8 protein-coding genes are annotated in these 12697 nt (G+C 39.7%); 4 read left to right on the plus strand and 4 right to left on the minus strand.

Going from position 1 to position 12697, the window contains the following annotated elements:
• Positions 1-347 precede the first annotated feature (347 nt).
• From MTO98_RS11465 to glmS, 3 genes are all read right to left on the minus strand, one after another.
• Entirely contained in the window at positions 348-2660 is a 2313-nt protein-coding gene (locus MTO98_RS11465) for a polysaccharide biosynthesis tyrosine autokinase (protein ID WP_243486786.1), read from the minus strand.
• A gap of 34 nt (positions 2661-2694) precedes the next feature.
• Positions 2695-3453, minus strand: coding sequence for a polysaccharide biosynthesis/export family protein (locus tag MTO98_RS11470; protein ID WP_243486787.1), 759 nt, complete (start codon positions 3451-3453; stop codon positions 2695-2697).
• Between the two features lie 311 nt (positions 3454-3764).
• Positions 3765-5603 carry a glutamine--fructose-6-phosphate transaminase (isomerizing) gene (glmS, locus tag MTO98_RS11475; RefSeq protein ID WP_243486788.1) on the minus strand — a complete coding sequence of 613 codons (1839 nt, stop codon included), beginning with the start codon at positions 5601-5603 and terminating at the stop codon, positions 3765-3767.
• 375 nt (positions 5604-5978) lie between these two features.
• Here glmS and MTO98_RS11480 point away from each other — a divergent pair, with 375 nt between their 5' ends.
• Positions 5979-7409, plus strand: coding sequence for an MBOAT family protein (locus MTO98_RS11480; protein ID WP_243486789.1), 1431 nt, complete (start codon positions 5979-5981; stop codon positions 7407-7409).
• A gap of 3 nt (positions 7410-7412) precedes the next feature.
• Positions 7413-8396 carry a hypothetical protein gene (locus tag MTO98_RS11485; RefSeq protein ID WP_243486790.1) on the plus strand — a complete coding sequence of 328 codons (984 nt, stop codon included), beginning with the start codon at positions 7413-7415 and terminating at the stop codon, positions 8394-8396.
• A gap of 88 nt (positions 8397-8484) precedes the next feature.
• Here the strand turns inward: MTO98_RS11485 and MTO98_RS11490 are convergent, their stop codons facing one another.
• The gene (locus tag MTO98_RS11490) at positions 8485-9909 is read right to left on the minus strand and encodes a polysaccharide lyase family 1 protein (protein ID WP_243486791.1); all 1425 of its coding nucleotides are present in this window, start codon (positions 9907-9909) and stop codon (positions 8485-8487) included.
• A gap of 650 nt (positions 9910-10559) precedes the next feature.
• Between MTO98_RS11490 and MTO98_RS11495 the strand changes: the two genes are divergently transcribed.
• Both MTO98_RS11495 and MTO98_RS11500 read left to right on the plus strand, forming a co-directional pair.
• On the plus strand, positions 10560-11171 hold the full coding sequence (locus MTO98_RS11495; protein ID WP_243486792.1) for a TetR/AcrR family transcriptional regulator: 612 nt from the start codon (positions 10560-10562) through the stop codon (positions 11169-11171).
• A 136-nt stretch (positions 11172-11307) separates the two neighbouring features.
• Complete coding sequence (locus MTO98_RS11500; protein WP_243486793.1) at positions 11308-12687, plus strand: TolC family protein; 1380 nt, start codon at positions 11308-11310, stop codon at positions 12685-12687.
• The last annotated feature ends 10 nt before the right edge of the window (positions 12688-12697 follow it).

The following is a 12697-nucleotide window of genomic DNA, read 5'->3' on the forward strand; positions in this document are numbered from 1 at the left end:
GCCTGTGGCTCCGCCAATCCAGTCACATGGTTAAGCGGTTGAAAAAATAGTTTAACTAAATATTTAAGCACATTTTCCGGGTTTTAGCCGGCTTTTGTTTTGCAGCACATATATTGTGGGCTGCCTGTGGCTCCGCCAATCCAGTCACATGGTTAAGCGGTTGAAAAAAATAGTCGAACTAACAGTTTATAATCTCTCCGGTTTTACCCGGTTATTTGGTTCACAACAGCTGCAACTTAGGTTGCTTGTGGCTCCGCCAATCCAGTTACATGGAGCCTTGGCATTTTCTATATCAACAATCAAACAAAAAGTTCATATAGCCTTATGTCGGTGTAAAATGGCTGCTATCAGCTACCATAAGCCGATGCATATCCATAGCCGCCGTAGGCATAAGCCTGCCGGTTTTCTTTTTTAGCATCGTTAAACACTACCATCAGGTTATTTAATTTATTATTATCGTAAATATCTCTCAGGATACTTAATTGCTCGGTGTTGGTGTAGTTGTAGCGTACAATGTAAATGCTCAGTTCGGCATATTTTGCCAGGCTAAAAGCATCGGCAACAGCACCAACCGGTGATGTGTCAAGCACGATATAATCAAACTGGGTTTTACACCAGTTAAAAAGCAGGTCGAGCCGTTTATCTGATAGCATTTCTGCAGGATTTACAGTTCTGGTGCCACTGCCCATTACAAACAGGTTTTCTGAATCATTATAGGCCTGTATACATTCGTCCGGCGAATTGGTATCTCCAGTCAAAAAGTCATTAATACCTTTTTTGGGCTCCATGTTGATATTTTTGAGCAGATCGGGTTTGCGCAGGTCAAACTCCATGATCAATACTTTTTTATTAAGCATTGCAAGTGTTAAACCGAGGTTGATGCTGAAAAAAGTTTTGCCCTCGCCTTTCATAGACGATGTTACCAGTATGGTTTTATGCTGCGTTCCCTGGTTTAGGAAGCCAATATTACTCCTGATATACCTGAAAAGTTCGGAGATATTGGTATTAACTCCGTTGGATATAACTACCGAATTTTGATCTTCATTATTATGGCACAGCTCACCCAGGATCTTTACACCTTTTATGTTCAGCAAGCTTGACTGGTCTTTAATTTTTAAGCTTAATTTATCTTTCAAAAACAGGAAGATACCAGGCGCAAACAAGCCCATTATGATAGCGAACAAATAGGTGAGTTGTTGTTTTGGAGATTCTGGTATAGGGTTCGCAGCAGGTTTATCAATCAGCTGCGATGACGGTATTGTGGCTGATAAAGACAAAGCTGTTTCCTCCCTTTTTTGCAGCAGGTACTGGTATAAATTGGTTTTTACCCCCTGTTCACGGCTTCGTTGTAAAAGCCCCCTTTCAATTGTTGGAACAGACCGGATGCGGGAATCATACTGTGCAGAGTTTTCACGGAGTAATTTGTGCCCGATGGAAAATCCTTTTTTGATGTTGATCAGGTTTTCAAGAATGTTGACGCGGAGCGAGGCTATCTGGTTACTCAGGTTCTGAACAAGTGGATTGGCAAGGTTTGCGCTACTAAGCATCCGGTTTCTTTCAAGTTGAAGATCATTGAAACGGCTAACCAACGTGTTTAATGCCGGATCTTTTAACCCCATGGTGCTGGGAACAGCATTATATTGGTTAGCCGAGCTTTTTAAATACGCTTCGATAGATTTCACGACACCTAACTGGGCGTTTGATTCTTCAAGCAATTGATCATACTCTGCAGATTTTGTCAGGTTTACCTGTGTACTTGTATTTATTTCTGCAGCTCCGTTTCTTTGCTTAAAGGTTTCAATATCACCTTCTGTAAATGACAGGTCTTGCTCTAAATCATGTAGTCTTTTATCGATAAATAATATGGTATTTACGGCAGTTACATTTTTCTTAACAACGTTTTCAGCATTGTAAGTAGATATAACGTTGTTTAAAATATCAATTCCTCTTTCAGGTACGGCATCAACCAAACTCAGGGTTAAGGTATTTGATTCTTTGATAATACGGTTAACTTGTAACAATGATGCACTGTAGGCGGCGGCCAGCCTGGTCAGGTTTATAAACTGGATCAATATGGGCGTTTCGCTGTTGGTATAAGCCGGGCCTTTTTCTACTTTAAATGAGTAATCTTTGTGATTAATTACCTGGTTGTAATTATAGATCCAGGTTTTATCTCCTTCTTTAAGTAAAAATTTGTCGTGCGTGTAAGACTGAAGATATAATTGTTTCAGATATGCAGCTTTACCGAGCCGTTGTATGGATACTTTGAAGGGGCGCTCATCGCCATAAAGCTCTTTTGTTGAGAAACCACTTTCGTCAAAATAAGAGGTTTCCATATTAAGCTTTGTTAGCACCTTATAAATGAGGTCTTTTGAGCGCAGTACTTCCACTTCGTTATCTACTGTTTTGGTTTCCTGAAACATATTCAGGTCGCTGAATGCAGTAGCTTTCAAAATTCCGTCACCTTTTTTATCGTCGGGTATTTGAAGGGTACTTGTTACTTTATACAAAGGGGTAACATAGTTTAGATATGTCCAGGCGGCGGCTAAGCATATGATCATGCTTATCAGGAATAAATACCAGCCATTTAAGTAAGGTATAAGGTTATTCCTGAAGTTATTGCCTGGTAGGGGCTCTTTTAAAATAAAATTGTTATTCATATCAACCGATCTTAGGTATCTCTAAAACTGTATCTTATCTTTTAAAAAGTACTGCTGCCAATACAGCCAATGCCGAAATGGAAGCTACTACTATTGGTGCCAGCCTTGTATTTTGGCTGAATTCAACAGCCTTTGATTTATCAGGCTCAACATATACTATATCATTTTGCTTAAGGTTAAAATAGGGCGAGTCCATCGATTCGATTTTATTAAGGTCTAACCGGTTCATTGTTCTGCGCCCGTTTTCGGTACGGATCACCAGCACATTGTTTCTTTTTCCGTAAACCGTCATATCTCCGGCCATGCCCAAAGCTTCAAGTAAGTTTACATTCTCATCAGTTATCGTAAATGTCGACGGCCTGTTAACTTCACCTATAACACTTATTTTAAAGTTTAAAAGCTGGATATCAACAACCGGGCTTTTTACAAAAGCTGCCAGCTTTTTTGCTATTTCAATCTGAGCTTCTTCAATGGTTTGGCCTTCAACTTTATAGTCGCCTATAAGTGGTAAATTCACAAAACCGTTTTCATTTACTTTGTACCCGCTACGGATTGCAGGATTATTTAAACCACTATTTTTATTGCCATTGAATAATAAGTTTGATTCGGGATTTAGGCTGTTAACGGTTATACTAAGTATATCCTTTTGGTGAATAATTACTGCCCCGCCAATATTAGTATTTGAAGCGCCTGCATTGGTCATATTGCTGAAGTAAACAAGATTGCGGCTACCTGCGCAGCCGGTGATCAGCAACACAGCTATGACGAAAAAGTATGTGGTAATTTTTTTCATTATCAATAATTTAGAAGGTTAAAAACCTGGTTTCAATTGGTTTAATTGATTAATCAAATTTATCTATTTGGGTATTGATAGCATACGGTTTTGGGCAATTGTCGCTTTTTTGTAAACCTGTATCTTAGTCTTTACAGAACATGTAAAGTGGTAAAGCAGACATGTGTAAAAGGTTGAGAAAAAAGTGTCTTATTTATGTTGTTTTGGCCATATTTTCACATAATCGGGGTTACAACTGCAGAAGGCAGCACATAAAAAAAGCAGGTTTTAAGGCCTGCTTTTTTGTATTTAATTTGTTTAATTGATACATGTTATTCTACCGTAACTGACTTCGCGAGGTTACGCGGCTGATCAACATTACAGCCTCGTTTTACAGCTATATGATAGGCGAGAAGCTGCAGCGGAATGGTGGCCAGCAGTGGCAAAAATGCCTCGTCGGCGTCGGGGATTTCTATGCAATAATCTGCCATGTTTTTTACCTTTACGTCGCCTTGTGTAACAATAGCTATCACTATTCCCTTTCGGGCTTTAACCTCCTGTATATTGCTGATCACCTTCTCATATGACGAGTTTTTGGTGGCGATAAATATCACGGGCATCTGCTCATCAATCAGCGCAATGGGCCCGTGTTTCATTTCGGCGGCAGGATAGCCCTCGGCGTGGATATAGGAGATCTCTTTTAATTTTAAGGCACCTTCCAGCGCAACCGGGAAGCCAAAGCCCCGCCCTAGGAACAAGCAATTAGGAGCGTTTTTTATTTTAGATGCAATGTCTTCAATCAGTTCGTTGTCCTGCAGCAGGGTTTGAATTTTATCTGGTATAGTATCAAGTTCGGTTAACATATTGCTAAGCTTGCCCGGCGTTAACGTACCTTTGTGCTGTGCTATGTATAAAGCTATTAAGGTTAAAACAGTTACCTGCGCTGTAAAGGCTTTGGTAGACGCCACACCAATTTCCGGGCCCGCATGTGTGTAAACCCCTGCATCAGTAGCACGCGGAATTGAGGCCCCTACAACATTACAGATACCTAAAATGGTAGCGCCCCGTTCTTTCGCTATTTCAATGGCCGCTAAAGTATCAGCAGTTTCGCCCGATTGGGAAACCGCCATCACAATATCCCTGTCAGTAATTATGGGGTTCCTGTACCTGAATTCGGAGGCGTACTCAACTTCTACCTTAATGCGCCCGTATTCTTCAATAAGGTACTCACCTGTTAATCCTGCATGCCATGAAGTTCCGCAGGCAATGATAATTATCCGCTCGGCATTTTTTAGCTTATCGCTGTATTGTTTGATACCGCCCAGCTCCACCTTGCCTTCAAGTGGGAATACGCGGCCGCGCATACAATCCCTTATTGAACGTGGCTGCTCAAATATTTCTTTCATCATAAAATGCTCAAAGCCTCCCTTTTCTAATGATTCAAGCTTCAATTCCAGTTCCTGAATCAACGGGGTTTGAACAACATTGTCCAACTTCTTTATCAAAAGTTCGTTTGGCTTTACCAGCACTATTTCATTGTCTTTTAAATACACTACGTTTTTAGTGTACTCAATGATAGGGGTAGCGTCTGACGCGATAAAATATTCGCCCGTACCAACCCCAATAACCAGCGGGCTGCCCTTCCGGGCGGCAATAAGTTGATCTGGAGTTTCCCTGTCGAGTATCACTATTGCATAAGCACCTATAACGGTATTTAATGCCAGGCGTACAGCCTCCAGCAAATCAGTTTGTTCAATGTTTTGAATTTCCTCAATTAGGTGGATCAGTACCTCGGTATCTGTTTCGCTTTTAAAGGTGTGCCCACGGGCAAGCAGTTCTTCTTTAAGGATCAGGTAATTTTCAATAATACCGTTATGGATAATGTGCAGGCGGTTGTCATTTGAGCTATGAGGGTGTGAGTTTGCGTCAGAAGGGGCACCATGTGTGGCCCACCTGGTATGCCCAATGGCAATATGGCCGCTTTTGTCCTGGTCGGCGGTGTGAGCTTCAAGACAGGCTACCTTTCCGGTTTTTTTATACACATTGAAACCTGCATTATTTATAATAGCAATACCGGCGCTGTCATAACCACGATATTCTAATCGTTTGAGGCCGTTTAATACAACGGGCCACGCCTCTCTTGATCCGATGTAACCAACAATTCCGCACATAGTTTTAGGGCTTTAAATAGTAAATAAAGTTTATTTGTTACTTGATGAGTAAAATTATTTAATTGACTATCAATAAAGTATGAGCCCCGCTCAATTGCCCGTAAATTGTAAATCTGATACCGTTTTACACGTTTAAATTGTAAAAGGATATAAATTACTTTACATTTTAGCCGGTTATGAGGCAATGAAGGGCGGGGCGTTCTAAATAGCAGGAGATTTGCTTATAACGGGTGTTTGCGCTTCTCTTCTTGCTTATGCCGGGTTTTGGGCTGTGAATTTTATTTCGTGATTTTACAGAATGATATACGATTACAGTGACACTATTTTATATCATTTTATTTTCAGTTAGGTTTAATTAACCAAAAAGAACTGACAATGATATTCAACTCATTTACTTTCCTTCTGTTTTTTCCTGTAGTAACCGTTTTATATTTCTTGTTGCCTCATAAATTCAGATGGCTGCTGCTGCTTGTTGCAAGCTGTTATTTTTACATGTTCTTTAAGGCTATATACATTCTTATCCTGTTTTTTACAATAATTATTGATTATACAGCCGGCATCTACCTTGAAAAAGTTGCTGATCCGAAAAAGAAAAAGCTCCTGTTAATATTGAGCCTTGCAGCAAATATTGGGGTACTGGCTGTGTTTAAATATTTTAATTTTTTTAATACCAATTTATCAGGACTGCTATACTGGATGGGGTACACCAATCCAATCCCCTTTTTACAGATCCTGCTCCCGATAGGGTTGTCATTTCACACATTTCAGGCCATGAGTTATACCATTGAGGTTTATCGTGGCAATCAAAAGGCCGAACGTCATTTTGGTATTTATGCCCTATACGTGATGTTTTATCCGCAGTTGGTTGCAGGCCCAATTGAACGGCCCCAAAACCTTTTACATCAATTTAAGGCACAGCATCACTTTAATGAAATAGATGTCTCTGAAGGATTAAAAAGAATGCTGATTGGCTTTTTCAAAAAAGTTGTTGTTGCCGACAGGCTGTCTCTATATGTAAAAACTGTTTTTAGCAATTACCCTGAACATGGATCGGCCTCTATTGTGCTTGCTTCACTGTTTTTTGCTGTTCAGATTTATTGCGATTTTTCGGGTTATTCGGATATAGCCATTGGCAGTGCCAGGGTGATGGGCTTCAAATTAATGGAAAATTTCAGGAGGCCATATTTTGCCAAAAGCATAAGCGAGTTTTGGAGCAGGTGGCATATTTCACTCTCAACCTGGTTTAAGGATTACCTGTATATTCCCTTAGGAGGCAACAGGGTAAGCAAAGGACGTTTGTATTTTAATCTTTTTACAGTGTTCATGATCAGTGGATTATGGCATGGTGCCAACTGGACATTTATTGTTTGGGGTGCCTTGCACGGGTTTTATTTAATCTGCGGTATGGCTACACAAAAATGGAGGGCCACGGTGGCAAATAAATTGGGTTTCGGAAGCGGCGTAGTAGCTAATTTTTTAAATATCTCCTTCACGGTAATATTGGTCACCGTAAGCTGGATCTTTTTCAGGGCTGTTTCATTAGAGCAGGCCTGGGGTTTGCTAAAAGGGATTTTTATTTATAAGCCAGGCTTTTTTATAGGTGAACCTACATATTTTCTGTATGATTTTATGGCTATAGCTACGCTGTTTTTTTATGAATTTAAACAGGAGTACAGTTTAAACTCATTACGTTTTTTACATAATGAAAATTGGGGAGTGCGCATGGCTTCTTATTTAGGATTGATTTTTATAATCCTGTTGTTTGGAGTTTTTGATGGTGGACAGTTCATTTATTTTCAGTTTTAAATTATGAAGCAGTTGAAAGGGAATAGCAGTAAATTTTTTACCAGGTTCTTAATAATGCTGGTGAGTTTTGTAGCAGTTGATCAGTTAATAGGGGCCACGCTTTATTATTTTTTCACCCACCAGGTTTCGGGCGAGTATGCTGTTGCCAACCACGTTGTATATGATCTGAATGAGGATGTATTAGTTTTGGGCAGTTCAAGAGCTTCGCACCATTATAACTCAACGCTTATAAAAGACAGCTTGAATTTGACCTGTTTTAATGGCGGCAGAGACGGCGAAGGGCTTTTATACAGCACGGCAATATTTGAGCTGGCACTGCAGCGCCATGTTCCCAAAGTGGTTATTTTAGATGTAACCAGTGATATACTAAGTGAAAAGGAGGATGAAAAGAACAGGCTTTCGATTTTGCTTCCTTATTTAAAACAATCGGATATTGTTGAAAATATGATAGTAAAGAAAGGCCGGCTGGAATTATTAAAAAGCCATATTCAAACTTACCGTTACAATGGCCAGGTGGCTTCCATATTTCAGCATTATTTTTTATCATCAGCAAATACTGTTTTGGGTTTTAATCCTCTGGATAATAAAATGGATGCCAGCAGAGTTTCAAACAAAACAACACTTAAGCCATACTCAGATAGCATATCGGCAGATAATGTAGATGCCTTGAATTTATTTATAAATGAATGTAAGCGGCAAAAAATTCAGCTTTTCGTTTTTGTATCGCCAAGGTATAATGATGATACCAAGCAAAATTCTTATTTGAAAATGAAAAGTATCTGTCAAAATAATAGGGTTATTTTTCACGATTTTACAAATGATGAATACTTCAAAAATCCGGAATATTATTCGGACAGGGCACATTTGAACAGCAGAGGAGCTAATTTGTATACTGATACTATCGTAGCTTTCATGAAAAAGAAACTGACTCCGTTAGCCAATGTTCAATATTTGAGTAAGAACGAAATACCTGTTTCTCAAAATTAATATTGCATAACGCTAAACAAAAAAAGAGGCCGCTTTAATTTTAAAGCGGCCTCTTTTTGGCTTAAATACTTAAGCCGGGGTAAGCAATTTAATTAACAGTTTTAACGCCAGCACCTGCGGTTACCACTGCCGGAACATTTGCAGCAGCATCAAGCAGTGAGCTGTAAGAGTACGAAGGTACCCAGCTTGATAGCGTTGTGGTGATATTGTTGGCACCACAGTTAGAATAGATATTGGTTGATGTACCGCTAAAATAACCTACAGGGTCTCCATCCAAATTAGTAGTAAGCGGTTTTTTACAGCCCGAGAAATACTCGTTATCTGTCCTTACCATACCGCCGTACCTTGCACCGATAGAATATCCATCATTGTTTAAGTGGTAGTTATTGTACATGTGGATGCTACCAAATACCAAGGTTGGTTCCCTTTCGGCAATATTGTACCAATAGTTGTGGTGCATGGTAACATGTAGTTTACCTGTGTTGGCTGCAACAGCATCGCTTGTTACCGAACCAATTAACACTGATAGATAGGTGTCGTGGAATTTGTTCCATGAAATGGTTACGTAGTCAGATCCTTCAGCAACGCCGATATCTTTACCCCAGTAATCCCAGCCATGGCTGCGGTCTGTTGCAAAATCGCAATGGTCAATCCACACGTGGTGTGACTGGAATTTTACGTAGATACCACATTCAGTTACATAGTTTCTGAATGTAACGTTTTGAATAATAACGTTGCTAACTGTGAAAAGGTAAAGGTTCATACCCTTTAAAACAGCACCGGTTTTACCTATGATGGTAGTGTTTGAACCAACATACACAGGATCTAAACCTGCTCCGGTGATGGTACCGCTAACGTAAACGATTTTAGCTTTAGAGCCGGCTACAGCCGATTTAAATGCAGCTAAAGTAGTTACTGTTACAGCAGTGGCACCTTTACCACCGGTTGTAGTTCCGTTAACATTGGCATATCCGGTTAATACTGTACTTAAAACAGAGCCGGTTGCCGGTGCTGAACCTGCCGGTGCGCTTGAAGCAGGAGGTGTTGTTGTTCCGCTGCTTGCTGTACCTGTAAGGGTGTAAGTGTACTTTCTTCCGTTTGTCAGTGGGCTGCTGTTGTCGGAAGTTGAGAAATACAATCCGTTTGACCAGTGACTAAAGCGACCTTTACCAAGGTCCCTGATGTCGGCATGAACGGAATGCGCCGGACCTAATGCAACACCATTTTCATAAACTTTAAGTGTTGATACGGTTGGCTGTTCGTTTGAATCTCCGTTTACAGGGATAGGGCTAACTTTGTAAGAATAGCCTTCATCTTTTCTGATCGACGAAACGTCCATCGTGTAAACGGTGGGGGCAGTAGCAGTTGTTGCTAAACTTGCCTGAGAATTTAAATCATTAATTGGAACGGTTACTGGTTGGTCTGCATTTTTGGAGCAACTCCCGATGAGAAGAAACGTGCTCAATGCCAAACTGCCAAATGTCATTTTTTTTAAAGATTTTGTTTTTTGCATGTTATAATTTTTAATTAAGGCAACGAAACGCGGTCTTATATTAAAAATTACTGTTAAATTTTATCTAAAGATATAGACTAAAAGCTTAGATAGTTCAAAAGCGCCTATTCTGGTGTTCAAACGTATAAAAATGTGTGAATTCGTAAAACATGTGGTTGTAAGGAATTGCACACTTCATGACATTAATATGACAATTTTAGCTGAGACGAAAATGTAATTTTCTTGTTATTGCCTTTTTTTGTGTGTGAAATTTAGATTTTGTTTAAGGTTTTTAACCTGCAATTAAGAGTTTAAATTGTAAAGATGCCTTTACAAAAGGCAGGTCTTAAACCGGCTGTTGTCACTTACATATACGGCTATTAATTTATCCGTTCATTTAAAATGTCTTTGCAGCCACAAATTCTTTTTTTGCTTCCATGTGGGGAAGTATATAAATGTGTGTTTTACTAATATTAAAGCATATCCATTATTAATGATTTTACATATACCGCAATTGGTAAGGATGTTGTGTTAAAATCCTATCCAATAATATAATGTATATACGCTATTATTATACATCTATAAATACTTTTTGTTTTACAAATGTAAAATGAGCCTTGATTTATAAATAATGAACACTGTTCATTATATTTGCAGCGCATTAATTGATCATGGGAGTAACTGACAGAAAGGAACGCGAAAAAACTGAAATGAGGGAGCTTATAAGAGCTACCGCTATGAGGATGTTCCTGGAAGATGGTTACGCTAAAACGTCTATCCGTAGCATTGCCGAAGCGATAGAGTATAGTCCCGGCACCATCTATCTTTATTTTAAAGATAAAGACGAGCTTTTATACGAAGTACAAGGCGAGGCATACGGCCAGTTACTGGAGGTTTTTAAAAAGGAGGCCACCAGTACCGATCCGCTCGAAAAGCTGAGGCAAGTCGGCAGGGCTTATATTAATTTTGGCCTTCAAAATCCTGAGCTTTACGACCTGATGTTCATTATCCGCGCACCAATGAATGTAGATGAAGAAATTCATAAGGCTAACGGCGGTAACTGCTTTGCTTTCCTGGTTGATTGCCTTAATGACTGCATCAGCAAGGATCTTTTGCGTTTAACGGATTTGCAACAGGCTTCATTGCTGATATGGTCAACAGCACATGGCCTGGTATCGCTTAATTTACGCTGCCGATTAAAGATCATGGATCAGGCAGAAGAAGCCATACCTCAAATTTTAATTAAATCAATGGAAGATTATTTAGCTGCTGTAACAAAATAAAAAAAATTTACTCAATTACTAAACATCGTTCATTATTTAAACATCATATAATATAAAATCATGATTCAGTTTACATCGCATCATTCTGTTTAACAAACCGATAATTTTTTTACTCATATACTAAACATTGTTCATTATGTATACATCGTTCAAAATAAAATCCATTCCAATCATAGCAATATGCATGCTGGTTGGTATTAGCACTTGGGGGCAGGATAGCCACAAGCAGCTTGATAGCTATATAAATGTTGCATTTGCTCAAAATCAGGGTTTAAAAGAGCAACAGTTTGATCTGGATAAGGCTATGGCGGCGCTAAAGGAAGCTCAGGCTATGTATCTGCCTACGGTAAGTTTGCTTGGCAGTTACACCAAATCATCAGGTGGCCGAACTATCGATGTTCCGGTAGGTGACCTGGTTAATCCTGTTTACACCGCATTAAACCAGTTAACCAACTCTAATAAATTCCCTCAATTAAAAAACGAATCGTTCCTGCTTAACCCGGATAATTTTTATGACGCTAAGGTGCGTACATCACTTCCACTTATCAATGCCGAGATCCGTTACAATAAATTAATTAAGCAGCAACTGATAACCAGCCAGCAAGCAGCAGTGAATGTTTATAAAAGGGCTTTAGTAAAAGATATTAAAACGGCTTATTACAGGTATTATCAGTCGCTGCAAAGCATAGCTACCTATAACAGCGCAATAGCTTTGATTAAAGAAAACATTCGCGAAAATGAAAGCATGTTACGCAACGGCGTTCGTAACGGTACCGCTTTGCTTCGTTCTCAAACTGAAAAAGAAAAAACAAATGCTGCTCTTATCCAGGCGCAGCATAACACGCAAAACGCTAAATCATATTTTAACTTTTTGCTCAACAGGTCTTTACAAGACACTATTATTGTTGAACCCCAAACCATAGCGGATATTGCTGCTGATCCGGATACCTCGGCAGGTACCGGGCAACGTGAGGAGTTAAAGCAGTTGCGCACCCTGCAGCAGGTGTACACACTTGATTATAAATTGCAGCGTTCGGGCTTTATCCCTAAGCTCAATACCTTTATTGATCTGGGATCGCAGGGGTTTGATTTTGCCGTGAACAACAAAACACGCTACTATCTATGGGGCGTAAACCTGCAATGGGATATTTTTACCGGAGGACAGCGTAAATACAAAGCAGAACAATCAAAGGCTAATTTCAACGCTGCCACAGCGCAACTGGATCAAACCGAACAATCTTTACAGTTACAGCTCGATCAAACCTACCATAACTATCAGTCGGCTAAAGCAGCATATAAAAGTGTTGTTGCACAGCTCGCATTTGCAGGTAAATATTACAATGACCAGCTAAAGGCTTACCGTGCCGGACAACTCCTGTATCTGGAGCTGGTAGATGCACAAGATCAGTTAACAGGTGCACGCCTGCAAATGGCCGGCGCACAGGCCAGCCTGCAAATTGCCCTTGCCGAGCTTGAACGCCAGCAGGCTACTTATCCAATTAATAACTCAAACTAAAACAGATTGA

Source organism: Mucilaginibacter sp. SMC90 (genome assembly GCF_022811725.1).
Classification (GTDB): Bacteria; Bacteroidota; Bacteroidia; order Sphingobacteriales; family Sphingobacteriaceae; genus Mucilaginibacter.

Excerpts from the sequence above, each read along its gene's own strand:
- MTO98_RS11485 (WP_243486790.1), top strand. The coding sequence starts at position 7,413 with ATGAAGCAGTTGAAAGGGAATAGCAGTAAATTTTTTACCAGGTTCTTA.
- glmS (WP_243486788.1), bottom strand. The coding sequence starts at position 5,603 with ATGTGCGGAATTGTTGGTTACATCGGATCAAGAGAGGCGTGGCCCGTT.
- MTO98_RS11480 (WP_243486789.1), top strand. The coding sequence starts at position 5,979 with ATGATATTCAACTCATTTACTTTCCTTCTGTTTTTTCCTGTAGTAACC.
- MTO98_RS11500 (WP_243486793.1), top strand. The coding sequence starts at position 11,308 with ATGTATACATCGTTCAAAATAAAATCCATTCCAATCATAGCAATATGC.
- MTO98_RS11465 (WP_243486786.1), bottom strand. The coding sequence starts at position 2,660 with ATGAATAACAATTTTATTTTAAAAGAGCCCCTACCAGGCAATAACTTC.
- MTO98_RS11490 (WP_243486791.1), bottom strand. The coding sequence starts at position 9,909 with ATGCAAAAAACAAAATCTTTAAAAAAAATGACATTTGGCAGTTTGGCA.
- MTO98_RS11470 (WP_243486787.1), bottom strand. The coding sequence starts at position 3,453 with ATGAAAAAAATTACCACATACTTTTTCGTCATAGCTGTGTTGCTGATC.
- MTO98_RS11495 (WP_243486792.1), top strand. The coding sequence starts at position 10,560 with ATGGGAGTAACTGACAGAAAGGAACGCGAAAAAACTGAAATGAGGGAG.